Consider the following 26,264-nt stretch of genomic DNA (forward strand, 5'->3'; position numbering starts at 1 on the left):
TTAAAAACAAAGGTATTTTTATAATCAGGATTAATTTCTCCATTAATTCTAGTGTTTGTAGGGCAGAGGTAGCAACTAGGGTCATAAGAGATGGATTCTTTTTTAGAAGAAGACTCGGTTTTTCCTTGCCATGGTCTTTTAGTTCTGTGTGGAGAAACTAATACCCATTCGCCAGTTAAAATATTGTAGCGACGATGAGGATGTGTTTTTAAATTTGATTGCATTTTTTTGTATTTTGGTTTATAAAAAAGTTTAATTGTCTCTAATTAAAGAGGATTAATTTATGGGTCTATTATTATAATTTATATCACAAACGAAAACTTAAAAAAAGAAATAATATATTTCTTTTTTAAGTAAAAAAATATTTTACAAAAATTGTAAAGCAAAGTTATCTCAAGTTGATGTTATTAAATTAAATGATTATTACCATTTTATTGTATAATATTATCTCTTTCAGCGTATGGGTAAAAGTTAATTATTTGAAATCTACAGAAAAATCCTTAAGTTTGTTCATAATGAAACTTGTAGTAAAAAATACTGATACTCTTGTTAATAAGGGATTGAATATTCTTAAGAAAGAGGTTCCTTGTTTAGATGCAGCATGGCATTATCATTCGCAATTTGAGCTATTATACATCTCAAAAAGTAATGGAATTCGCTATGTAGGAGATAGTGTTTCTAATTTTTCTGCAGGTGATTTAGTTTTAGTTGGTCCTTATTTACCTCATTTATGGAGAAATGATGTGTCATATTATAGTGGTGAAAAAACAAACAAGGTAAAAACAATAGTAACAAAGTTTAATAAAGACTTTATTGGAGAAGGCACTTTTGATAATCCTAATTTTTCAAAAATTAGTAAAATGTTAGAAGAGTCAAAATATGGAATATGTTTTGGCAATAGTGTAAGTAAAAAATTGCATGATCAAATAATGAAACTTGCCGATTTATCTATAGTAGAGCAAAGTATTAAGCTATTGGATATTTTACATCAGTTATCCATAACCGAAGATAAAGTTATTTTATCTTCTTCTGATATGCGTCAATATACCTCAGAAAATTCAGATAAGTTAGATTTGGTTTTAAAGTTTATATCTGATAATTACGCTAGTAATATTACATTAAATGATGTTGCTGATATCGCATGTATGACCACAAATTCTTTCTGTCGTTTTTTTAAAAAAATGACAAATAAATCTTTTACTCAATTCTTAAATGAAGTACGTATTCGTCAAGCATCGAGATTGCTTGTGCAAAATGATATGCCCATTTCAGAAGCATGTTACCTAGTTGGTTATAATTCAGTAACAAATTTCCATAAGCAGTTTAAACAAATAATGAACTGTACTCCTAAATGTTATAGAAAAACTATTTAATTCTTCATAAATATTCGTTTTTAACTACTAAAAATTTAATGGGGTAAAATAATGTAATTTATAGGTAAATGTTATTATTTACTTCATAAAACATTTGTCTTTCTTTGTATATGCAAAAGTGCTAAAAGTCTAGAAATGTATTAATTAATAGGTAATATAAAGACAAGTAGGCATTGCGTAATTAATCAAATATTTAATTTACTCATTCTAACTTAACTCGATTTTATGAAAAAAATTAGAAATCTAGACGGACAAATAAATTATTCCTTAAAGGATAATTTAGAATTTAAATGGTCTCTAAAGAAAGTACTTTTAACAGTGCTAACTTTTACATTAAGCTTTACTCAAGTTATTGCTTTGGATATACATTCAGGCAATAATTATGAGGGCGAAATAGAAGAGGGTACATTCCTTAAACAGCAGATTCAAATTTCTGGAGTGGTTTCAGATGCAGATGGCCCCTTACCTGGAGCAACAGTAATGGTAAAAGGTACAACAAAAGGAACTACTACAGATTTTGATGGTAATTATTCCCTTGAAGTTGATAGTGAAGAAGCTGTTTTAATTTTTTCTTTTGTAGGTTACAAAACTCAAGAAATAGTAGTAGGTAATCAAACAACTTTAAATGTTACGTTGATTTCAGATTCACAACTTGATGAAGTAGTTGTTATTGGATATACGACTAGAAAAAAGGGTGATGTTACTGGATCTGTTAGTACTGTGAAATCAGAATCATTAGGCAAAACAGGAACTCAAGATTTAGCAAAATCACTATCAGGGAAGGTTTCAGGGTTAATTATTTCAGATAGAGGAGGTTTGCCTGGATCTACTGGAGACTTAACACTTTTAATTAGAGGTAAATCTACTTTAGGTAACAACTCTCCTTTAATTTTAATTGATGGTATTCAAGCGGGTAATTTTTCCCAATTAGCACCTCAAGATATTGAAAGTTTAACTGTGTTAAAAGATGGTGCAGCAGCAATATACGGGGCAAGGGCTGCTAATGGGGTAATTTTAATTACCACAAAAAGAGGTAAAACGGGTAAGCCTAAAATTAGTTTTTCATCGTCGTACAATTTATCTTCTTTTTCTGCGTCTCCAAGCTTAATGAACTCTGAACAATTTGCAATTTATAATAATGAAATAGCTGAAAGAAAAAACGAATCATTGCCTTACAGTCAAGCAGATATAGATAAATATGCTGCAGGGAATGACCCCAATTACCCAAATACAAATTGGGCAGATTTAACATTTGCAGATTATTCACCAGAAACAAGAACTTCACTTTCAGTTTCTGGAGGTAGTGAGTATGTGAAGTATTTTGTAAGTGGAGATATGATTAGACAAACAGGAATGTATGATTCTGGTGATTTAAAATTTAAACAAAATCAAGTTAGATCTAATATTGATGTTAAGATTTCTGATGCAATTAAATTAGGTGTTGATTTATCAGGAAGATTTGGTAAAAATCTTCAACCAGGCGTTGATGATGCATATATTTATAAACACATCTATACCAATCTTCCAACAGAAGTTGGAGTTTATGATAACGGATTACCAGGTTGGGGGGGGGAAAATGGAGCAAACCCATATGTAATGTCTAGTGATGAAACAGGGTTTATTAAGAGAATTGATAATGATTTAAGAGGTAAAGTGTCTTTAGACATAGAATTGGATAAACTAACAGAAGGATTAGTTCTAAAAACGTTTGGCGGGTATAGAAGAATGAATAACGACCAAAAATCATGGTATACACCATGGTCTGTATATTCATATCAGGAGAGTACAGATGAATATATAGAGCAACCTGGTTTTTCTCAAAGAGGTAATGAGCGTATTTTACGTGAGAGCTTTTGGAAATACGACGAATTGATGCTTAATGCAACATTACATTACAATAGAACTTTTGGTGATCACACTGTTGGTGGTTTTGTAGGGTATGAGCAAATGACATCAGAGTCACGTACTTTCTGGGTTGAGAAAAGGGGCTTTCCAGATGCAGATCATTCTGAATTATTTGCAGGTAATTCTGACGGGCAGCAATCTGATGGTAACGGTCAAGAATGGGGTAGAGTAAATTACTTTGGTTCATTGTCATATGATTTTAAGAAAAAATACTATGTTGATTTTACGTTAAGACATGATGGTTCTAGTACGTTTGGTCCTAATAATAGATTTGGTACGTTTCCTGGTGTTCAAGTAGCTTGGTCAATAGATAAAGAATCGTTTATGGATAATGTCGAGTGGTTAAGTACTTTAAAATTAAGATCGTCTTGGGCTAAAATGGGGAATGATCGAATTAATGGATTTCAATACCTAACTAGATATAATTATGCAGGTGCTTTAGGTGCACAACCAAACTATTATGTTTTTGGTGGTCAACCCTATAATGGGTTTTCTAGTATTGGAGTTCCAGCTGCAAACCCTAACGTTACATGGGAATCTGCAGATATGAAAAATTTGGGATTAAATTTCGCTCTGTTTGATAATAGATTAGTAGGAGACTTTAATTATTTCTATCAAAAAAGAGAAGATATTTTAATTACTAGAAATGCATCCATTCCTGATTTTACTGGGTTAACATTACCGCAAGAAAATTTAGGAAAGGTTGATAATTATGGATGGGAGCTAGAATTAGGATGGAATGATGAGATTAATGAAAACCTTAGTTATAATTTAGGTTTTAATTATACGAAGGCTAAAAATGAAGTTAAATATTTAGATGAAGCCGTTGATGTTCCTGAGGCCTTAAAAAGAGAAGGACATCCAATGGATTCCTATATAACATATCCAACAAATGGGCTCTTTAAAAATCAAGAAGAAATAGATGCTGCACCTGCAATTTTAGCAGGTACCGTTCCTGGAGAGCCTTATTATATTGATACCAATGATGATGGTAAAATTACGGCTGCAGATAGAGTTCGTTCATATTCATCAAATGTTCCTGAGGTACAGTATGGTATTTATGGAGGGGTAAAATTTAAAAATTGGGATTTTAGTTTCTTATTTCAAGGACAAGCCAAAGCAAAAATGTTAGTGTTTTTTGAAGGGCAAGGTGCCTTGCCTGATTTTATGTTCGATCAAAGATGGACACCAGAAAATACAGATGCAAGATATCCAAGAGCATTTGATGTAGGTGATTCTTACAGTTCTAGTTTAAATGGACCAGATAATTTTCAAGGTGCAGATTTATGGTTGCGTGACGCGTCTTATTTAAGGCTTAAAGAGGTAGAATTGGCGTATACAATTCCTAAAAATGTTATAAAGTTTAGTGATGTTAAATTATACTTCAGAGGGTATAATTTATTGACTATGTTTTCTGAAGTATATGATTTAGGGTTAGATCCAGAAGCGGCTGGATATAATGGATTTAGATTGAGTACATATCCATCATTGAAAACATATTCATTTGGAATTAATTTAAATTTTTAAGCATTGAAACAACCATTGCTAATTAATGTAAACTATTAAAAATAAAAAACATGAAATATAAAAAAATAACATTTGCAATTGCACTCTTAGCTATTTTTTCGATAGTTAGTTGTGAAGATGTATTAGATACTGAAGCAAAAGATGCTTTTGCTGAAGATCTTATATATAGTGATCCTAGTCAAGCTGAACGTGTAGTTTTTACGGCATATAATAGTACAGAAAGTTGGTCGATAAACCGTTTTCAATGGTGGACACGTAGAGTTGGTATTGAAGGTGCTTCTTGGGAAGGGAAATTTAATTTTAATGATTTAGATAATGTTTATAAAATGAGGGGAGGCTGGTCTCCTAGTAATGCTGGTTTAGCATTTAATAATAGATGGTCTAACTCTTGGGATTATGTTCGATTAATAAATGAATTTTTAGATAAAATTGATGATAGTCCAGCGATGCAAAATGATCCTGAAAAAACAAGTGTTTTAAAAGCTGAAATGCAGTTTTTGAGAGCAAATTTGTATTCTAAGTTAATTAAATTTTATGGAGGTGTTCCTATAATGAAAAGCTCTTTAGGCTTAGACGATGAATTTAATTTACCAAGAAATTCTTATGAAGAATGTGTTGATTTTATTATTGAAGATTTAGATGCTGCTATAGCTGTTTTACCTGAAACAGTTTCGGGTACTTGGTTTGGTAGAGCTACTAAATTATCTGCATTAGCAGTGAAGTCTAGAACGCTGTTATATGCAGCTAGTAAGTTACATGATCCAAATACAGTTCCTAACGGACCTTTATATGATTATACGAAAGCGAGTAAATGGCAAGATGCAGCTGATGCCGCTAAAGCTGTTATTGATTTAGTAGGGTCTCGTGATTTAATTTCTGTATCAAATGCAAAAGATTATCAGAATTTATTTTTGTCTCCTAATCAAGATATGTTGTTTGCAAGGTCGTATAGTGCTTTATATCATGAATTTGCAAATGATGTAAATACTTTACCTGATCAAACATTATCTCCTAGTGGATATGGAGGATGGGCGTTGATTTCGCCTTCTCATAATTTTGCTAAGGAATTTAATATGAATGACGGTACAACAACAGATGACGGTACTTATGATCCATTAAATCCAAATGCAAATAGAGAAATGAGATATTATGCTAATCTTCTTTACCAAGGAGCTGAATTTAGAGGAAGACCTGTTGATTATGCTTTAGCAGATAACCCTAGCTCAGAAACTCCTCATGGTTTAGATTCTCCTGAAGGATTGGGAAATACTTTACATTCGTCTAAGACTGGTTATAATATTAGAAAATTTCAAGACGAATCCTTAGTTGCATTAACAGATATATCGGCTAATCGTCCTTATGTTTTGTATAGATTGGCTGAAATTTATTTGAATTATGCGGAAGCTCAATATCATTTAGGTAATGAAGATTTAGCTCGTGAATATGTAAATAAAGTTTCTAATAGAGCTCTTCAACCAGATATAACAGCTACTGGATCAGATTTGTTAGAAGCTATAAAAAGAGAAAGACGTATAGAGCTGTGTTTTGAGGGACATAATTTTTTCGATGAAAGAAGATGGATGGAACAAGATCATATCGGAGGTTATGATATTAAAGGGCTAAAATGGCAAAAAGGAAGTAATGGAAATTTGTCTTTCGAAGAATATACAGTAGTATCAAGACCTTGGTTTGAGTATAGATATTATCTTCCAATTCCACAGTCTGAAATAGAAAAAGCACCAGCTTTAGAACAAAATTATGGATATTAAGATTAGTTTGAACTAAAAAGAATGTAGTTCATAATAAATTTATTATTTGAGTTAGTAATAAACCGAGGGTAACTTTCCTCGGTTTATTTGTTTAAAGAAGTTGTTTAAAAATTTTTAATAATAGGTATTTGAGATAAGTTATTAATAAAGGTAAAATAAGATAAAGACAGGGTAAATTTAATTATTAACTAAACTTTAAATTTTGCTTAATTTGAAGATAAGAAAATTCTATAGTTTTCTGGAATTATAAGATATTATAAAAATTAAAAGACATGAAGAATATTGCAATCTTAGTTCTTGTTCTGATGTGTACTGCTTTGTATGCACAAGACAAGCCTAATATTATTTTACTGTTTTCAGACGATGCCGGTTATGGTGATTTTGGTTTTCAGGGCAGTACAGTTATGAAAACTCCAAATTTAGATAAACTAGCAGAACAAGGAATAACATTTACGCAAGGGTATGTTTCAGCATCTGTTTGTGGACCATCAAGAGCCGGGCTAATGACTGGTAAATATCAGCAACGCTTTGGCTACGAAGAAATTAATGTGCCAGGGTATATGAGTGAAAATTCAAAATTTTTGGGTGATGATATGGGATTGCCGTTAGATCAAGTTACAATGGCAGATTATTTAAAAAAATTAGGTTATACCAATGCAATGTTCGGTAAATGGCACTTAGGTGATGCAGATCGTTTTCATCCGTTGAAAAGAGGGTTTGATGAATTTTACGGTTTTAGGGGAGGTGATAGAAGTTATTTTGCCTATAAAGAAGTACCAAAGGGACATTTAGATAAAAGAATGGAAAATGGTTTTGGTAATTTCGAAGAACCTAAATCTTATGCAACAGATGTTTTCGCAGAAAAAGCGATATCATTTATAGAAAGGAACAAAGATAGGCCATTTTTTGTGTATTTAGCATTTAATGCTGTTCATACTCCAATGGAAGCTACCGAAGAAGATTTAAAAAAATTTCCAAACTTAAAAGGTAAACGAAAAGAAGTAGCTGCCATGACCTTAGCTTTGGATCGTGCGTGTGGAAAAGTAATTGATAAATTAAAGGAGTTAGGATTAGATGAAAATACGATTATCGTTTTTTCTAATGACAATGGTGGGCCAACGGACAAAAATGCATCAATTAACTTGCCATTAAGCGGAACAAAATCAAATCAATTAGAAGGAGGGCTAAGAGTGCCATATGTAATTAGTTGGCCTAAAAAATTAGATAAAAATATTACATATACTTACCCAGTAAGTACATTGGATTTATTGCCAACCTTTTATGCTGCAGGAGGAGGAAATACAAATGATTTGAAAGATATAGATGGTGTCAACCTTTTGCCATATATAACAGGGGAAAATAAGACCAGACCACACGAAAAATTATATTGGAAAAAAGAAAATAGGGGAGTTTACAGAGAAGGAGATTGGAAATTTATACGCTTTCCAGATAGACCAGCAGAACTTTACGATATGAGTAAAGATACTTCAGAATTAGAGAATCTTGCAGATAAATATCCAGAACGGGTAAAAGAAATGTATAAAAAGTTATTTCAATGGGAATTAACTCTAGAAAGACCGATGTGGATGTTAAAACGAAAATTTGAAAAAAATGATATAGATAGAATGGATCGGTATAGAACACCTGAATTAGTAAAAAAAGAAACGTCAGGATTTAACATGGATTAATCACAATAAAAAATATTCATTAGAAGAACTAACTATCAAAAATATTAAATATGACCGTAAAAAAAGTTTGTAATCTAGTTTTTATTTTAATCTTTCCAATTCTTTTAATTATTGGGTGTAAAGAAAATAATAGAGAGACTTCGACCTCAGATAAGAAAGTGGAATTAAGTCAATCAAGTAATTTGAGAGTTGTGACTCCTGCTTCTGATCCTGATAATAAAGAAGGATGGGTGCTAAATGAAGAAATTAGTGATGAATTTGAAGGAACTGAATTAGATACAACAAAATGGTTCGTTCAAGGTCAGAATGGAAACTATTATATTTGGAAAGGGAGAGCACCTTCGCAATATGTCCCTCACAATGTAAGTGTTGAAAATGGTATTTTAAAATTAAAAACCCAGTGGGAACCTGATTATTCATTTGCAAAAGAAAGTTATGCAGATGGAGCTCATGTAGATACTTACGGCTTCCATGAAGGGAAACCCTTACCAGTTACAACTGCCGCTATTGTAGGTAAGAAAAGATTTTTAAATGGTTATATGGAAGTAAAATCAAAAGCACCAGAAGCTGCAATAACAGCAGCATTTTGGGCAATTGGTTATGAGCAAGAATTAGATGTATATGAACAAATGGGGGTTCCTAAAATTGCAAAAGAAGGCTCAATAAGTAAAAATACAAATAGAACTGCTGTTCATGATTGGAGTCCACCAGCGGTTAGACCAACTAAAGCTTTTGGGTATGACGAGCAATTGCCTTATGTTACTTCTGACGATTTTCATGTTTATGGTGTGGAGTGGGGTGAAGCTTATTTAAATATTTATAGAGATGGAAAATTTGTTCATGGTTTTACTCAGGATGAATTAGGTATTGACTGGGTGTTAAATAACCCTATGGAAATTTGGCTAGACTCAGAAATATTTAAATGGTTAGGGGTTCCTCATAAAGAAGAGTTACCTGCAACTTTTGAAGTGGAATATGTGAGGGTTTGGCAAAAACCTTCAGATAATTTATTAGCTAAAGATAAAGCTTTTTACGGATTTGAAGGGCCTATTTTGTTTGAAAATAATCCAAGACCTTTTAACATGGTTCCTGAAGATTCGAAACCTAACGATTACCAGAAATTTTGGTTAATTGATAAAGAGTCATCTAAATATTTTCAAATAACAGAAGGACATTATGCTAGTGGAGTAGAAAGTCTTCAATTTTTAGGATATGGAAAAAACGATTCGTTAAAGGTGTCAAAAGTAGTTGCAAAAACCCCTGAAGGAGCTTTAAGATTGCCATCAGGAGACTTTAAATTGTCAATAAACCTTTGGCTAAATCAAGGTCGTATAGCAGATAAAATTTATGTAACTTTAGGTAATCCAGAAATCAAGATTGTATTTGATGGACTTAAAAAATTACCTCGAAGACAATGGGTAACCGTTGAAAAGAAATTTTCAAGATTAGAGGCATCTACAAATAATGACGGTATGGTTATAGAAATTAGAAAAGAAGATTTACCTAAAACCAGAGCAACCAATTTGTTTATTGATGATATAGAAATAAAAAAATCAAATAAGTAAAAAAATAATTAATGAATACGACTTTAAACATTCATAATAAAGCGATTACTAATACTTCAGAAAGTCCTTTTGTAAAACTGAAAAGTATCAACTTTGGAGATTGTAAATGGACTAAAGGGTTTTGGGCAGAAAAGGTTAAAGATGCAGAAGAAAAGATGCTTCCTTATATGGGAGATTTACTATGTGGTGATATAGGTCATGGGTTAAACAATTTTAAAATAGCTGCAGGAGTAAAAGAAGGAAGTCATAAAGGATTTTATTGGCATGATGGAGACTTCTATAAATTTATGGAAGCTAAAATGTATATATATGGCCTTACAAAAGACGAATCTTTATTAAAAGAAATAGAAGAATATATTCTACTAATCGGAAAGGCTCAAGAAGAAGACGGGTATATTCATACCTATGTTCAAACTACAGAAGGTGTTGATAGGTTTGAGAATAGAAAATATCACGAAATGTACAATTATGGGCATTTATTTATTGCTAGTACCGTTCATCATCGTATTACTGGACAGTCTAATTTTTTAAATATTGCCATAAAAGCGGCAGATTTGTTGTACACATACTTTATGCCAGATACAAAGCATTATCAACGATTTGGTTTTAACCAAACTCAAATAATGGGCTTGGTAGAATTGTATAGAACTACAAAAAATGAAAAATATTTAAAACTTGCCGAAAAATTTATTGATAGAAGAGGTACTTACGAAATAAAGCATGATGATACTACAATTGGTTATCCTATTGGTGATATGGTGCAAGAAAGAACACCTCTTAGGGAATCTAAAGAAGCTGTTGGTCATGCAGTATTGGCTTTATATTATTATGCTGGAGCCGCAGATGTTTATGCCGAAACAGGTGAAAAAGCTTTAATTGATGCTCTAGATAAATTGTGGGAGAATGTTACGAAAAAGAAAATGTATGTAACTGGTGCAGTTGGCCAAGCACATTATGGAGCTTCAACTAATCTGGATATGATTGAGGAAGGCTTTATTGATGAATACATGATGCCAAACATGACTGCATATAACGAAACTTGTGCTAATCTATGTAATGCAATGTTTAGTAATAGAATGATGGCGGTTAAAGGAGAATCTAGATATGCAGATATTATTGAATTGGTACTGTATAATAGTGGTTTGTCTGGAATTGGCATTGAAGGTAAAGATTATTTCTATTCCAATCCGCTTAGGATGGTAAATAATACAAGAAATTATGAGGCTCATGATGATGTTACTGAAAGCCCTGAAAGACAACCATATTTAGAGTGTTTTTGTTGCCCTCCAAATTTGGTAAGAACCATTTGTAAAAGTTCAGGATGGGCGTATAATTTGTCAGAAAATGGAGTAGCTGTGATTTTGTATGGAGGAAATAATTTAGATACAACAATGTTAGATGGTTCTAAATTGAAATTATCTCAAGATACGGAATATCCATGGAAAGGATTAGTCAAAATCACAATTGAAGAATGTAAAGATTCAGCTTTTGAAATTAAATTAAGAATTCCAAATTGGGCAGTAGGTAGCACTATAAAAGTAAATGGAGAAGATATTAATGTTGATGTTAATCCAGGTTCTTTTGCAACAATAAATAGACTTTGGAAAGTAGGTGATTCACTTGTTTTGGATATGCCAATGGAAGTAAATTTAATAGAAGGCCATAACAGAATTGAGGAAGTGAGAAATCAATTAGCGGTAAAAAGAGGTCCGATTGTTTATTGCATAGAAACTCCAGATTTGCCAAAAGACACCTCAATTTTGGATGTGTATTTAAAAGAAAATGAAAAATTTGAAGCTGTTCATAAAAAAGATTTTTTAAATGGTATAACAGTTATAAATACAACTCTTCTAATAAGAGAAGATAAGAAAAATGAAATATATCAACCCGTAAAAAAACCATCTTGGAAATCTTACAAAACACAACTAGTTCCATATTTCTCTTGGAGCAATAGAGGTCAAGCAGAAATGACCGTTTTTATGCCAATTATTTGGTAAAATATACCTATTAAAGATGAAAAAAAATAACAATTCTATTATTCTGAAATTATATTTTATACTTTCTTCAATTTTCATGTTTGTAGCATGTGCTCAAGAAAATAAACTAACTATTGAGGCTACAAAAAAAATTGAAAAACTTGAGAGTTTAATGGATGAGGCGAAATCAAAATCCATTGATGTTACAAGAGAAGAAACAACACTATGGTTTTCTAAAGAGTTTTTGAAATTTGCTAATTGGGATGAAGCTCATTTTGATGAAATTGAAAAGCTTTTCGGTTATTATCAACCTTTTACAAGTGAAAAGACAAAATATGCTCAAGAACTTCCAGATTTTGAACGTAAAAAAGTCATCGAAATCTTAGATAAAGGCATTTTGAATCTTAAAAAAGAGCTTGATGGTAGTTTAAAAAGAAGACCTGTTTCTAAAGTAGATTGGCAAAATATTAAAGTAAAAGAAGATATGTTTGTTAGTTATAACAAGCCCGTTTTTTTGTATGATTATTTCTCTAAAACAGTAGGTCAGCCATTAACTAATACGAGTGTTTATAATAATCATTTAGGAGCTATATATCATGGAGGGAGCACCCTTTATGAGGTTAATCAAGATCGGGCTATTAATCCTTTTATTTTAAATGAAGATGGTACTTTCGACCAAGAAAAACTGAAATTAATCACAGACATTCCTGATACCAATGTTGGATTTATGATTCTTTGGAATATGGGTATGCCAGATTGGGCTCATAAAAAAGACCCTGAGCTTGCAGATGGCCGTTCTCTTTTTACTGGCTTTGATATTGATAATCCTACTGCAAGACAAGTATGGAGCGATGTAATTCAAAAAGCAGGTTCGCTGACGAAAGGGAAAAAAGTGACTCAAATGGGATATGTGTTATCCAACGAACCCCATTGGTTTTCAGAAAAAAATCATTGGACAGCTCGTTTTAATGAAATGACAAAATTATCTTCATATACACTAAATAAATTCAGAGAATGGTTAGCTAAAAAATATAATGGTGAGATTGATGAATTAAATAAAAATTGGATTTCTGATTTCGAAAATTTTGGTTCAGTAGAGATTGAAATTCCAATAGACAAAATTAAAAGAGGAACACCTATTTGGTACGACTGGTGTAGGTATAATATGGATAGAAGTATTGATTGGTTTACCTTTCTTCAAAATCAATTGAGAATAACTAATCCAGATGCAGATACTAGTATAAAAATTATGCCAAATATGTTTACGGAAAATGCACGTTCACATGGTATAGACTTGGAAGCTTTGACTGAATTAACATCTATGATTGGTGATGATGCTAAAATTAGAGAGCGTCACATTAGAAAACAAGAACCCGAAGAATGGGAAGAACGTTATTCATATTTCTGGGAAGAAATGAGTGTGGCCTATGATTTCATGGAGTCTGTTTCGCCAAATAAAATTCATTTTAATTCAGAATCTCATTATCTATCTGCATCAAATTGGCGAAAATTAGATGTCTCTTCAGATTATGTTCGAAGTACAACTTGGTTGTCAACCTTACATGGTATGGATGCACAACTAGCATGGTTTTGGGCAAGAGATCCAGATGGTTCTCCTGAAGATAGATTAGAAGGTGAATTGGATTTTTTCGATCCCGCTCTAGCAGGTTCTTTTGCTGGTTCAGTAAATATGCAACCTCATGTTGCTAATGAATATACACAGGTAATGATGGATTTGAATTCATTTTCAGAAGAAATGTTTGCTTTTAGAAAGCAAAGAAGACCTATACGTTTATTTTATTCGGAAACATCTGCTATCAACAAAAAGTCTCATATGACAGAGCTATTTCCTATGTATGAAGCCCTTTATTTCGAAGGTTTCCCAATGGGTTATGTTACCGAAAATATTATTACAAAACAAGATAATAGTAATTGGGATGTTATTTTGGTTTACAAAACAGAATATGTTACAGATAATGAATTCAACTCTCTTCAAAGTTACCTAGACCAAGGAGGAACAGTAATGATAGATAGTAAAGAAAGTCTGTCAAAAAATGAATATGGTAAGTACAGAACAAAAAGTCTTAATGCTAGTAAAGGCAAACTTATAGTACTAAATTTAGATTTAACACCAAACGAGATAAAAGACAAAGTTTTAAATCAAATTTCAGAAAGCCTACCTGAAGTGATTTTGACAGAATCTAATGGTAGCGAATATAAAGGATGTACTTGGAGGGTTGTTAAAAATCCTAAAGGGGGTTATTTAATGAATATTCTTAACATTGGAAAAAACTCAGCAGTCCTCAAAATTATTATGAAAAATGGACAAACAGTAAATGCTACGGATTTGTTAACAGGTCAAAAACTTGGCTCTATTTTTACTTTAAAATCGAATGGGGTTTTGCTTATTGAGATTAAATAAAAAAATAAAAATACATCAGACCTAACTTGATATGTTATACAACCATATGAGTACTCTTTCTGAAGAAGTGAAATAGAGTCGCTTATAAAAAAGTATCATAGCAGTTTTTTGAAATTAAACAAACCTATTATTATGTTAGTCAAAATAAACTCTTGTGTTAAATATGTAATTGCTTTACATTGTTTTATAATATCAGAATTTAGCTTCTCACAATCTGAGAAAGTAAATGGATTTATAGAAGTCTTCAATGAATTTCCAAGACAAGAAAAAAATTTACGAAAATGGGACGCACCTGTAATTGCAGATTTAGATCAAGATGGTTATCTCGATTTACTTATAAATGATCACGGTTATGCCGTTCAGGTACAATGGAATAACAAAGGTAAATTTACCAAGCCTTATGACATTGTTATGGGAGATTTACATGGTATTTCTGTTGGTGATTTTGATAGTGATGGTAATTTAGAGATAATAATGTCACGTGGAGGTGGGTCAGGGAGTAATGCTAGAAATTCTAAAATATTTAAAGTAACAAAAGACCGTCAATTTATTGAAATGGCAGATTTTAATGAACCATTAGCTATGATGAGAGGTCGTACTGTTGCATTTATTGATGCTGACAATGATGGAGATTTAGATTTACTAAATTTTGCTTTTCCTGATGCTACAAAGCAGGGGAAAAGTGAAAATTATATATATGAAAATAATGGTAAAGGGCAATTGATTTTGCATTCAACATTGCCTGCTATAAAAATGAATGGTCAAAAAACATTAGTAACTGATTTTAATGGTGATAATATTTTTGACATTATTTTATATGGAAATGGCCCCATAAAAGCATACGCAGGAAAAGGAGATTTATCATTTGAAGATATATCTCTAAAGTTGTTTCCTGAAAAAATTGAAAATGTTACAGCTATTGCTGAAATTGACTTTGATAATGATGGTGATTTTGATTTATTTATCACACGAGGTAAAGAGTTTGCAATTGGTGAAACCTTTTTTGACAAAGAATCAAAAACCTTTGGTTTTTTTACCAAACGTGGTAAGTTTCAATTTGAAGATTTAGAAGTTGGTGATGTTTTAAATGTAGAAAACTTTCAATCACAATGGCCAAATAATGATACCTATTTTATTGGAGAAGCAGCTTATAACTATAAATTTGAAGGAGAAACACATTCTGGTAAAAATATCAGGTTGGTTAATAGTGATGCTCTTGGTTTTCCTGATAATGTGGATTATAGTGAGAAAAAAGGGTGGTATATTGGTTTTGTTGGGAATAGAAAATGGCGTATTGCTGGTTTTTTATGGGCACCAGCTACAGGGGTTGTACACGGTGTAGAGAATTATCCAGAAGGAAATCATCCAGAAGGCTTAAATGATATTCTGTTAGAAAATACAGGCAATAGATTTAAAAATGTTACAAAAGAATATGGTTTGGCAAATAAAGAGCATACAATGGCTGTTAGTGTTGCCGATTTTGACAATAACGGATTTCAAGATTTATTAATTATTCGCAGAGGTAATCTAATTCATCAAAATGAGTCTATTATATATTTAAACTCAAAAGATTCAAGGTTTGTAAAACTCGAAAAACATAATATTATTTCTACAGAACTAGGAGCCATTGGTATGGCAGTTGAAACTCTTGACTATAATCAAGATGGGAATGTAGATGTTGTTTTAGGAAACGAGCGTGGAAAATGGCATTTGTTTAAAAATGAATTGGTTGAAGCACAAGATAATAAGTATTTAACTGTTCAAGTTGGACATTCTAAAAGAGGAAAAGTATCACCTTTAGGGGCTTTGGTTAAAATAGAATCTTGTAAAAATGATCAAATGTTGCGTGTTGGCAGTACCGGAGCAGCTTATTCTCTGGGTCATAATAATTTTGTTCACTTCGGTTTAGGAGATTGTACTTCAGTTAAAGTAAAAGTTATTTGGACTAATGGAGAAACCGAAACAAAAAGAATTTCAACAGTAAATAAAAAGATTAAGATTGGATATTAATCAACTAATCATAAAAGAACTAATCAAATTCTAAAACTATGAGTTCATTCAAAAGAAATGCCTTTATCTATTCTACCATAGTTGCTATGGGAGGTTTTGTATTTGGATTAGATGCTGCATTAATTTCAGGAGCGTTTAAATTTATTACAGCTGAATTTAATTTAAATCCTTGGCAAGTAGGTGCTCTAGGTTTTGGACCAGGAATTGGTGTTTTAATAGCATTACCTCTTGCAGCGTGGTCGAGTAATAAATTCGGACGAAAAGCAACCTTGAAAATTATTGCTGCTTTGTATTTAATTTCTGCTTTAGGTTCGGCATTTGCACCATCTTTTGTCATTTTAATGTTTGCACGTTTTTTAGGAGGATTGGCTTTTAGTTCCATAACACTGGCAGCCATGTACATTGGTGAAATTTCTCCAGCCAGATGGCGAGGCAAGTTAGTATCAATGACACAAATTAATATTGTAATAGGTTTAACTGCAGCCTATTTTATAAATTATTGGCTATTGCAAACTACTAATTCTAATTCAGAATGGGTTACAACGCTGGGGATTAGAGATTATACATGGAGGTGGATGCTAGGTATTGAAATTATACCAGCTTTAATATGGTTTGGATTGCTTTATGCTGTGCCTAGAAGTCCAGCTTGGTTAGTATATAAAGGAAAGTATAATGAAGCAAAAAAAACATTAACTAAAGTAATTCCAAAATCTGAAATAGAGGAACACGTTGCAGAAATGAAAGAAAGTGTTCAGAATAGCAATCAAGATCGTTCAGTTAAAACTCAACTTAAAGAAGTTTTTAGTAAGAAAATGAAAATTGTGGCTATCGTTGCATTCACAATGGCTATTGTTCAGCAATCTACAGGAATTAATGCAGTTTTAACATATGCTCCAACGGTAATGGAACAATTAGGGTTGGGAGAAAATGCAGCTTTTGAACAAGCAATTTGGGTAGGATTAGTGAGTGTAATTTTTACAATATTATCCTTAGTATTAATTGATAAAATGGGCAGACGTCCAATGATGATTTGGGGGTTAATATGGGTTATTTTAAGTTTAGGAGTATGTGCATATGGATTTGGCACTGCAAAATACGAAGTTACCGACAGAGCTATTGCAGAAATGCAAGAAATTGAAGATGTGAATAAATTAACAGCCTTAGTTGGACAGCAATTTGAAACAGATATTGAATTTAAAGAAGCTGTAAAAAGTGTAATGGGGGAAATTTCTGCACGAGATAATTCGAGTGTTTTTTTACAGAAGTCAGCTGTATTAAATGCAACTTTAATTTTGATTGGAATTTTAAGTTTTATTGCAGCATTCCATTTCTCTGTAGGACCAATAATGTGGGTGCTGTTATCTGAAATTTTTCCAATATCTCTAAGGGGTATAGCTATACCCTTTTTCGCATTACTGTCTAGCACTATAAGTGCATTAACTCAGTTTTTCTTTCCGTGGCAACTTGCCAATATGGGAGCAAGTACCATATTTTTATTTTATGGAGGATTAGTATTTATAGGATTGCTCATATTATTTAAGTATTTGCCTGAAACTAAAAATTTAACCATTGAAGAAATTCAAGGAAAACTACAGGTAAATTCTTAACCTTATTTTGAAATTAGGGTTAAGATAGTTCTCTTTAAAGGTAAAATAAGTAAATTAATTACATTGAGTCTCTTTTAAATTTGATACATAAAAATGATTTAAATGAAAAATATTCTGTTTTATTTTATTAGTATAATAATTTGTAATATTAGTATAGCACAACAAACTACAATTAGTGTTGAAAAGAATTATAATAATTGGAAATGGGATAGTGTTTATGTAGCTAAAAATCAATTTATAAGTATAGCAGTTGTACCTAAAGCAGCTGGTAGAATACTAGAATATAATTTAGGAGATATTCCTTCACTGTGGTTAAATCCGAAATTACTAGGAAAGTCTTTTGAATCTACAGATTTAGTTAAGAGAAACGAATGGCGTAATTTTGGTGGATATAGATTAGTACCACTTCCTATAGAAAATTGTGCTATAAATAGTGAAGGGGAGAAAATACAACGTTGGCCACCTCCCGCAATCATTGGTGACAGTCCTTATAATGCTGAAATAACTACTAATAAAGAAGGATATAAAAGTATCCTTGTAAGTTCCGGTATTCAAAATTTACCTGTTCCTACTTATAATAATAAAACAAATTCTTTTAATCTTCCTAATTCAATTGACGAACAGTTACAGTATAGTAGAAGTTTATATATTAAACCAAATAGTAGTTTGGTTTATATTAAGCATAACTTGAAAAATGTTGGAGATAAAATTGTAAAAAGAGGAATTATGACTTCTAGTCAGCATGTTTCTAGAAGTAAACCAGAATTAGAAGATGGTGAAAATTTTTTAGCATATGTACCTTTCGATAAAAAATATAAGCTTCCTAGTGGTAAACAATACGAAATTATGGGTACAGCAGATTCAAGATGGCAATATGTGAGTAGAAACAGAATGCCTCTAGATAAAAATAATCCTGACCATGTAAAACGTTTCTATAACAATGGTACTAATTGGACTGGTGAAGTTGCTCATGGTATTTTTGAAATGCATTATGACTATTATTTAATGAGTGGATTTCATATCATTTCCTCAAAAGCTTGGGTATGTTATGTTAATAAAATTGAGAAAACTGTTTTTGCAAAAATTTTAGAACCTTATAATCCTAAGTTAAAGTATGATCACGGATTAAATGTATCTATATTTATGAGTGGTATGGAAACCGGTTATTTAGAAACTGAAGTAAAAACACCAATTTATACACTCCATCCTGGAAAAAGTTTTGAGTATAAAGAAATTCATGGTGCAGCAAAAGTTTCTTCGTTACCAGTAATTGACGTAAATAAAACAGGTGTTATTACAAAAAAGTTAAGTTTTGATACTAAAGTTAATGCATTAAATGGAAGTTATGGTGTTTTTTATGAAGGTGATGCTATACTTCGTTTAATGGATAATTCAAATAATATTATTAAAAATATTGTTTTGGAAAAGGTAAATCCGTTAAATGCATTCACCATTAATCATACTTTACAAAAGTACAAGAAGGCTTCTAAAATCATCCTATTAATAAAGGTTGATAATTCTAATGAACATATTCTTGATGAGGTAAATTTGAAAGAATATTAGCATTGATATGAAATAATAAAATTTATAATATGAGAATCGTAAATATTCTTTTTTTACTTGTGTTGCTTATTGGTTGTAAACCAAAAGAGCAAAAGGAAGTAGAGCCAATTAAAACACCTAATATTTTATTTTTAGCTATAGATGATTTACGACCTGAAATTGGAGCTTATGGGTCAGATATAGCTATTACACCTAATTTAGATAAATTGGCTAATCAAGGTTTATTATTTAATAATGCATATTGTCAAGAACCGATATGTAGCCCCTCAAGAGCCAGTATAATGACTGGAGCTAGACCAGAAACAATAAAAGTAATAGAGAACTTTACCTATTTTAGAGATCTTAATCCTGATATTTTAACCTTACCACAATATTTTAGGGAAAATGGCTATGAAACAACAAGTACAGGAAAAATCTATCATAATGAAAAGTTTGGAGATGCTAAATTATCTTGGAGCAGAAAACCAGCATATGATAAAATGACCATAGAAAAGAGTAAAACACCAGGAGGATATGCTCTAGTTGAAAATCAAGAACTTTTTAGAAAAAGTACAGCTGAGGTTATTGAAAAATATGGTAAAAATGCTCCTAGAAATGGTTTAGGAAAAGGGCCTGCTTATGAAATTGCAGATGTACCAGATACTTTTTATGAGGATGGTTACAATGCAGAGTTAGCAATTGTAACTATGAAAGATATGTTAGAAAAAAATCCTGACAAACCTTTCTTTTTGGGTATGGGGATGAAAAAACCACATCTTGATTGGTTGGTGCCTAAAAAATATTGGGATATGTATAATCCTGAAGATATTAAACTGACAACCCAAACTTCAGCACCTGAAAATGGAGCAGCAATGGGGCTTCATGCGTCTTTTGAATTAAGAGCTAGATATGGTATTCCAAAAAAAGGACCTATAAGTGATGAAATGGCTAGAACATTAAAACATGCGTATTTAGCAAGTGTTAGCTATGTTGATGCTCAAATAGGGAAAATGATAAAAGCTTTAGATGAGGCTGGTGTCCGTGATAATACAATAATTATTGTTTGGAGTGATCATGGATGGCATTTAGGCGACATGGGTATATGGGGAAAAGCAACTAATTATGAAATTGCCACTCGAGTACCATTAATAATTTGGACACCAGAAATGTCAAAATCTGTTCGAGGTTCAAAATCTAATGCACTAGTAGAACTTGTTGATATTTACCCTACCATTACAGAGTTAGCAGGTCTTCCATTGCCTAAACATTTAGAAGGGCAAAGTTTTGTCCCATTATTAACTAATCCCAATAAAAAGTGGAAGTCTGCGGCTTTTACCCAGTTTCCAACACCTGCGTTGCGTGAATGGGCTGCAAATCCCTTATCAAAAGGTATGAGAGAGACTTATTTTGGTCCATTGATAGAAGAGGTTGAAGGAAGAATAAAACAACAACAAGGAGAGAAATGGAATAGAGATTTATATGAAAATTATTTAATGGGCTATACTATGAGAACAGAACAATATCGATTTATGGTATGGCGAGATTATCGAGATCCCAATGCAGAACCAGTTTTTTTTGAATTATATGATCATAAAAATGATCCGTCTGAAACAAAAAATATTGCTGATGAAAATCCCAAGCTAGTTTCTAAACTGTTAAAGCAATTTAATAAAGGGTGGAAAGGTAACTTAGCTGATGTGAAATCTTGATTGTAAAAACATAGAATATCTAGATATGAAAAAAATTATAGTGATACTGATTGGAATTACCACTTTTATTTATGGTTGTTCTAATTCAAAAGTTAAGGAAGAAAAAGTAGTTGGTAAAACTGATAAACATGTAGAAAGGCCAAATATTTTATTAATTCTGTGTGATGATTTAGGATATTCAGATGTTGGTTTTAATGGGGCAAAGGATATAAAAACTCCCGCATTAGATAAGTTAGCAAAAAATGGAACAATTTTTTCTTCAGCTTATGTAGCTCATCCATTTTGTGGTCCTAGCAGAACAAGTTTAATGACTGGTAGATATTCACATAAAATTGGAGCACAATTTAATTTACCTCCGAATAGTGAAACTATAGGTAAAGGTGTCGCTTTAAGCGAAACATTTATTAGTAAAGTTTTGCAAGAGTCTGGTTATGCAACTGGTGTTGTTGGAAAATGGCATCTTGGAGCAACTTCAAAGTATCATCCCAATAATAGAGGTTTTGATGATTTTTATGGTTTTCTTGGTGGAGGACATAAGTATTTTCCTGAAGAGTATTTGGCTACTTACGAAAAGCAAAAAAAAGAGGGTAAAAAAGTTATTTTTGAATACCTTCTTCCGTTGGAGCATAATGGAAAAGAGGTACGTGAAAAGGAATATCTTACAGATGCTCTATCCCATCAAGCTATACGTTTTATGAAAGATGCATCTGAAAAAGACAAACCTTTTTTTATGTACCTTTCATATAACGCACCACACGTTCCTCTCGAAGCTAAGAAAGAAGATTTAGAGAAGTTTGCTTTTATAAAAGATGAAAAACGAAGAGCGTATGCTGCTATGGTTTATGCAGTTGATAGAGGTGTGAATGAAATTGAAAAAGCATTAAAAGATATAGGAGAGTTTGATAATACATTGATTGTTTTTTTAAGTGATAATGGAGGTAAAACAACTAAAGGTGCTACTAATTATCCATTGAGTAAGGGTAAAGGAAGTACTCAAGAAGGCGGGTATAGAGTTCCTATGTTTTTTCATTGGCCTAATAATGTTCCGGCAGGTAAATATTATGATTATCCTGTGTCATCTCTAGATTTTTATCCGACTTTTGCCAAGTTAGCAAATGCTACAATACCAGAAGGTAAGATGTTAGATGGAAAAGATATTTGGAATGATTTTTTGGCAGGAAAAAATCCTCATAAAGATGAAAATATTTATGTTTTAAGACATAGGGAAGGATATACAGATGTAGGAGCTAGGTACAATCAATGGAAAGCTTTAAAAGTAGAACAGAAACCTTGGCAATTATTTAATATCGAAGAGGATTTGGGAGAACAAAATGATTTGAGTGATAAGTATCCTGATATTTTGAAGGAACTAGTGTTAAAAACATCTGAATGGAGTAAAACTCATAAACAACCAAAATGGTTTCATGATGAACAAACAGGAATAGAATGGAGAAAGGATAGTATGCCTCATTTTGACAGAACCTTTAGTTTAGAACCATAAATTTAATTGGCTTATTTCATCAAATAAGAGGGGTAATATTTGATTGGTTTGAGGTAAAATTGTGAATTTTATTAGGTATGGAAAGGGTAATTTTATTTCTTAAAATTTAGGTTGTTTTATACCTGATAGTAGTTTCATAAAAATTTGACTTGAATTATGATTATTGAAAAAATAGAAACATTTATACTTAAAGATAAACTGTCAAAAAGTTTTTTCTTTTCACAGTGGGAATACTCAGAAAGATGTATTTGTGTAGTAAAGTTAACAGCATCAAATGGCGAGTTTGGTTGGGGAGAAGGGTATGGACCAGCAAATGTATTAGAAGAAGGTGTTAAACTTTTAGAGCCTTATGTTGTTGGTCAAAATCCATTAGAAAATGAAGTGATTTGGCATAATATGTATAGAAAGACTTTGGATTTTGCAAGAAGGGGAATTCTAGTAGCTTCTATGAGTGCTATTGATATTGCAATTTGGGATCTGAAAGGGAAAATATTAGGGTTACCTGTTTCTACTTTATTAGGTGGTGCTCATAGAAAAAAAATTAGACCATACGCTACAGGTTTATACTTTACAGACCATAAGAATCCTGCCAAAGATTTTACAGAAGAGGCAACAAAATATGTGAATCAGGGATTTAAGGCTATTAAAATGAAGGTGGGATTAGGAATTAAAGCGGACTACGAAAATGTAAAAAAAATAAGAGAAATTATTGGTGATGATATTCAGTTAATGGTAGACTCTAATCATGCGTACACTTTGAGGGAGGCAATCGCATTATGCAAGAAAATTGAACCTTTTGATATTAGTTGGTTTGAAGAGCCTATTTCACCTGAATATTATAAACAGTATAGTGAATTAAGAACTAAAACTTCAATCCCTATTTCTGGTGGTGAATGTGAATATTTACGATTTGGATTTCATCAATTATTGAGAAATAATTCAGTTGATATTATTCAGCCAGACATTTGTGCTAGTGGAGGTCTTACTGAAGCTAAAAGAATAGCAGCATTGGCAAGTTCTTACGGAGTTGATTTAATTCCACATACTTGGGGAACCGCCATTGGTATTCATGTTGCTCTTCATTTTATTTCTAATTTAGAAAATATTCCTGGAAGAATGTATCAACCAGATTTTTTAATAGAATATGATCAAACAGAAAATGGTTTAAGAGAACGATTAACAAATCCTAAAATTAAAATGGTTGATGGTATGATTGAAGTACCAGATAAACCAGGTCTTGGAATTGATGTAGATGAAGATGTTTTAAAAGAATTTTCAAGATCTAATGTTACAATTCAAAATAATATTTAAGATAGAATAATGATGAAAACACAAAATTTTGGATATAAAAAGTTATATATTGATGGACAATTAGTTGATGCAGATAGTGGCAGTAGAGAAGATGTTATTTGCCCTGCCACAGGAGAAGTAATTGCTCAAGTTGCCAAAGCAGGTAGGGTAGATGCTGAAAAAGCTTTAAGAACATCTTTAAAGGGGTTTAAATTTTGGTCTAAATTGTCACTTGAAGAAAGGACCTCTTGGATGCTAAAGTTGAGAGATGCTATTTTAGAAAAAGAATATGAATTAAGAACTGCTATGGTTCATGAAATGGGTAAAACTTATGCAGGTTCACTTGAAGATATTCAAAGATTAACAGAAGCATTAGAATGGTATCCAAATGCTATGAAAAATTTAAGAGAAGAGCAAATTCCAGATTATGACAATACACATACTCACAAAATGATTTCTAAACCAGCAGGTGTAGTAGTGGCTTATTTAGCATGGAATTTTCCTTTATTAAATGTGGGTTATAAAATTGGACCTGCCTTGGCATCAGGTTGTTCGTTAATTATTAAGCCATCTAGTTTATCACCATTGTCTACATATATGGTTGGTGAAATTATGCATAGCATTAATTTTCCTCCCGGAGTTGTAACTATTTTAGCAGGTTCTAGTAGTGAGGTTGCAACCCCAATGACTACAAGTAAGATACCATCTGTAATTACCATGATTGGCTCTACTCAAACAGGACAAAAAATTATTGCAGAAAGCACTACATCTATAAAAAAATTAGGAATGGAATTGGGAGGAAATGCTCCTTTTATTGTTTTTGAAGATGCTGATTTTGATACAGCTTTAGATTTAGCAATTGCTTTAAAGTTTGGCAATGCTGGTCAGATTTGCGTTGCTGCAAATAGAATTTTTGTGCATAAAAATATTTATAAAAAATTCATTAAAGCTTTTGTGAAAAAAGCATCAGAACTAAATGTAGGATTTGGTATAAAAGAAAATGAAGATGTTTTTATGGGGCCGCTAGCTTCAAGAGGATCTAGAGAAAGAATGTTTGAATTAATAGAAGATGCGTTGAGTAAAGGGGCTACATTAGAATATGGAGGTGAAATTCCTGATGATTTACCTGAAAAGGGAAATTGGATGAAGCCTACAGTAATTTCTGGAACAACAAGAGAAATGAAGGTTTTTAGAGAAGAAATTTTTGGACCAGTTGCAGGTATTATGTCTTTTGAAACTGATGATGAGGTTTTGGAATTGGCAAATGATACAGAGTTTGGATTAGCATCCTATATTTTTACCAACAATTATAAAAGAATTGAACGTTTTGTTGAAGAATTGGAATTTGGTGAGGTTCAAATTAATGGAGTAAAATATGCTATTTATTTACCTCATGGAGGGTTTAAGAATAGTGGAATTGGTCATGATTGTTCACATCTCGCATTGGAAGATTATTTAGTTAAAAAACGTATAACTGCGGCATTATAGTTATGAAAAAAAATATGCTAAAAAGTCGTCTCAATAAAGGAGAAACAGTTTGTGGGCCATTTTGTAAAATTCAAGATCCGGCAATTGTTGAAATCGCAGCGTTAAGTGGTTTTGATTTCGTGATTATTGATATGGAACATGGCCCGTATAGTATTGAGTCACTCCAAAATATGATACGTGCTGCTGAAGCACGTGATATCATACCGGTTGTGAGGGTAACAGAAAATTCTGAGACCTTAATTTTAAGAACTTTAGATGTTGGTGCAAAATGCATTCAAGTTCCTCAAATTTGTACTAAAGAAGATGCAGATAAATTGGTAAAAGCTACAAAATTTTATCCTAAAGGAGAAAGAGGAATGTGTCGTTATGTAAGAGCTGCAGAATATACAAACATTAGTGCTATAAATCATTTTGGTAAGGCTAATGATGACATCACTACTATAATTCACATTGAAGGAATGGAAGGAATTAGTAATTTGGAAGAAATTGTCCAAGTTGACGGTATAGATGTTATATTTTTAGGCCCTTATGATTTGTCACAGTCATGTGGTGTGCCAGGAGAGGTAAATAACCCTAAAGTGGTTGATGCTATGAAAGGAGCTGTTAAAATTGCTCAAAAATATGGTAAGTACATAGGTACTTTTACAGAAACTCCTGAAAAAGCAAAAATGTGGAGAAACATTGGTGTTCAATATATTTCTTATGCCGTAGATGTCGGTATAATAATGAACTCTTTTAAGCAAATAACTGGTCAAATCAGTAGTTAAATATTTTTCTGTTTTTGTTGAATAAGATAGTTACTTAACGTAATCTAGTATGTTTTTCTTCAAATTTTTAGTTCTACAGCGATTGATTGCTAAGTTGCTTATGATTGAGTTTTTATTTCTTTACT

16 protein-coding genes are annotated in these 26,264 nt (G+C 31.9%); 15 read left to right on the forward strand and 1 reads right to left on the reverse strand.

The annotated features are described in order from the left end of the window. Positions 1 to 224, reverse strand: a 224-nt coding sequence (gene galT, locus EGM88_RS12665) for a galactose-1-phosphate uridylyltransferase (protein ID WP_123898788.1), incomplete at its 3' end; no start/stop codon positions are given. A gap of 291 nt (positions 225 to 515) precedes the next feature. Between galT and EGM88_RS12670 the strand changes: the two genes are divergently transcribed. From EGM88_RS12670 to EGM88_RS12740, 15 genes are all read left to right on the forward strand, one after another. Then, positions 516 to 1,373, forward strand: a complete 858-nt coding sequence (locus EGM88_RS12670; protein ID WP_123898790.1) for an AraC family transcriptional regulator — start codon at positions 516 to 518, stop codon at positions 1,371 to 1,373. A 225-nt stretch (positions 1,374 to 1,598) separates the two neighbouring features. Beyond that, complete coding sequence (locus EGM88_RS12675; protein ID WP_123898792.1) at positions 1,599 to 4,805, forward strand: SusC/RagA family TonB-linked outer membrane protein; 3,207 nt, start codon at positions 1,599 to 1,601, stop codon at positions 4,803 to 4,805. A gap of 50 nt (positions 4,806 to 4,855) precedes the next feature. Continuing rightward, positions 4,856 to 6,574 (forward strand): RagB/SusD family nutrient uptake outer membrane protein, encoded by a 1,719-nt coding sequence (locus EGM88_RS12680; RefSeq protein WP_123898794.1) that lies wholly within the window; start codon positions 4,856 to 4,858, stop codon positions 6,572 to 6,574. Between the two features lie 272 nt (positions 6,575 to 6,846). Next, complete coding sequence (locus tag EGM88_RS12685) at positions 6,847 to 8,262, forward strand: sulfatase-like hydrolase/transferase (protein ID WP_123898796.1); 1,416 nt, start codon at positions 6,847 to 6,849, stop codon at positions 8,260 to 8,262. Positions 8,263 to 8,312: 50 nt separating this feature from the next. Then, positions 8,313 to 9,827: a family 16 glycosylhydrolase gene (locus tag EGM88_RS12690; RefSeq protein ID WP_123898798.1), complete on the forward strand. Its 1,515-nt coding sequence runs from the start codon at positions 8,313 to 8,315 to the stop codon at positions 9,825 to 9,827. Between the two features lie 11 nt (positions 9,828 to 9,838). Then, entirely contained in the window at positions 9,839 to 11,824 is a 1,986-nt protein-coding gene (locus EGM88_RS12695) for a glycoside hydrolase family 127 protein (protein WP_123898800.1), read from the forward strand. Between the two features lie 16 nt (positions 11,825 to 11,840). Further along, positions 11,841 to 14,225, forward strand: a complete 2,385-nt coding sequence (locus EGM88_RS12700; RefSeq protein ID WP_123898802.1) for an alpha-amylase family protein — start codon at positions 11,841 to 11,843, stop codon at positions 14,223 to 14,225. A gap of 132 nt (positions 14,226 to 14,357) precedes the next feature. Continuing rightward, entirely contained in the window at positions 14,358 to 16,235 is a 1,878-nt protein-coding gene (locus EGM88_RS12705) for a CRTAC1 family protein (protein WP_123898804.1), read from the forward strand. A 38-nt stretch (positions 16,236 to 16,273) separates the two neighbouring features. After that, the gene (locus EGM88_RS12710; protein WP_123898806.1) at positions 16,274 to 17,842 is read left to right on the forward strand and encodes an MFS transporter; all 1,569 of its coding nucleotides are present in this window, start codon (positions 16,274 to 16,276) and stop codon (positions 17,840 to 17,842) included. Positions 17,843 to 17,944: 102 nt separating this feature from the next. Further along, entirely contained in the window at positions 17,945 to 19,405 is a 1,461-nt protein-coding gene (locus EGM88_RS12715) for a hypothetical protein (protein WP_123898808.1), read from the forward strand. Between the two features lie 29 nt (positions 19,406 to 19,434). After that, on the forward strand, positions 19,435 to 21,093 hold the full coding sequence (locus tag EGM88_RS12720) for a sulfatase (RefSeq protein ID WP_123898809.1): 1,659 nt from the start codon (positions 19,435 to 19,437) through the stop codon (positions 21,091 to 21,093). 25 nt (positions 21,094 to 21,118) lie between these two features. Then, positions 21,119 to 22,594 (forward strand): sulfatase-like hydrolase/transferase, encoded by a 1,476-nt coding sequence (locus EGM88_RS12725; protein ID WP_123898810.1) that lies wholly within the window; start codon positions 21,119 to 21,121, stop codon positions 22,592 to 22,594. Positions 22,595 to 22,750: 156 nt separating this feature from the next. Beyond that, the gene (locus EGM88_RS12730) at positions 22,751 to 23,905 is read left to right on the forward strand and encodes a mandelate racemase/muconate lactonizing enzyme family protein (RefSeq protein ID WP_123898811.1); all 1,155 of its coding nucleotides are present in this window, start codon (positions 22,751 to 22,753) and stop codon (positions 23,903 to 23,905) included. Positions 23,906 to 23,914: 9 nt separating this feature from the next. Then, positions 23,915 to 25,372 carry an NAD-dependent succinate-semialdehyde dehydrogenase gene (locus EGM88_RS12735; protein WP_238988441.1) on the forward strand — a complete coding sequence of 486 codons (1,458 nt, stop codon included), beginning with the start codon at positions 23,915 to 23,917 and terminating at the stop codon, positions 25,370 to 25,372. A gap of 2 nt (positions 25,373 to 25,374) precedes the next feature. Then, positions 25,375 to 26,139, forward strand: coding sequence for an HpcH/HpaI aldolase family protein (locus EGM88_RS12740; RefSeq protein WP_123898812.1), 765 nt, complete (start codon positions 25,375 to 25,377; stop codon positions 26,137 to 26,139). The last annotated feature ends 125 nt before the right edge of the window (positions 26,140 to 26,264 follow it).

Source organism: Aureibaculum marinum, from assembly GCF_003813905.1.
In the GTDB taxonomy this organism is placed as follows: Bacteria; Bacteroidota; Bacteroidia; order Flavobacteriales; family Flavobacteriaceae; genus Aureibaculum; species Aureibaculum marinum.

Bases quoted from the DNA above. Each gene is read 5' to 3' on its own strand.
- EGM88_RS12670 (WP_123898790.1), top strand. From the start codon at position 516: ATGAAACTTGTAGTAAAAAATACTGATACTCTTGTTAATAAGGGATTG.
- EGM88_RS12675 (WP_123898792.1), top strand. From the start codon at position 1,599: ATGAAAAAAATTAGAAATCTAGACGGACAAATAAATTATTCCTTAAAG.
- EGM88_RS12680 (WP_123898794.1), top strand. From the start codon at position 4,856: ATGAAATATAAAAAAATAACATTTGCAATTGCACTCTTAGCTATTTTT.
- EGM88_RS12685 (WP_123898796.1), top strand. From the start codon at position 6,847: ATGAAGAATATTGCAATCTTAGTTCTTGTTCTGATGTGTACTGCTTTG.
- EGM88_RS12690 (WP_123898798.1), top strand. From the start codon at position 8,313: ATGACCGTAAAAAAAGTTTGTAATCTAGTTTTTATTTTAATCTTTCCA.
- EGM88_RS12695 (WP_123898800.1), top strand. From the start codon at position 9,839: ATGAATACGACTTTAAACATTCATAATAAAGCGATTACTAATACTTCA.
- EGM88_RS12700 (WP_123898802.1), top strand. From the start codon at position 11,841: ATGAAAAAAAATAACAATTCTATTATTCTGAAATTATATTTTATACTT.
- EGM88_RS12705 (WP_123898804.1), top strand. From the start codon at position 14,358: ATGTTAGTCAAAATAAACTCTTGTGTTAAATATGTAATTGCTTTACAT.
- EGM88_RS12710 (WP_123898806.1), top strand. From the start codon at position 16,274: ATGAGTTCATTCAAAAGAAATGCCTTTATCTATTCTACCATAGTTGCT.
- EGM88_RS12715 (WP_123898808.1), top strand. From the start codon at position 17,945: ATGAAAAATATTCTGTTTTATTTTATTAGTATAATAATTTGTAATATT.
- EGM88_RS12720 (WP_123898809.1), top strand. From the start codon at position 19,435: ATGAGAATCGTAAATATTCTTTTTTTACTTGTGTTGCTTATTGGTTGT.
- EGM88_RS12725 (WP_123898810.1), top strand. From the start codon at position 21,119: ATGAAAAAAATTATAGTGATACTGATTGGAATTACCACTTTTATTTAT.
- EGM88_RS12730 (WP_123898811.1), top strand. From the start codon at position 22,751: ATGATTATTGAAAAAATAGAAACATTTATACTTAAAGATAAACTGTCA.
- EGM88_RS12735 (WP_238988441.1), top strand. From the start codon at position 23,915: ATGATGAAAACACAAAATTTTGGATATAAAAAGTTATATATTGATGGA.
- EGM88_RS12740 (WP_123898812.1), top strand. From the start codon at position 25,375: ATGAAAAAAAATATGCTAAAAAGTCGTCTCAATAAAGGAGAAACAGTT.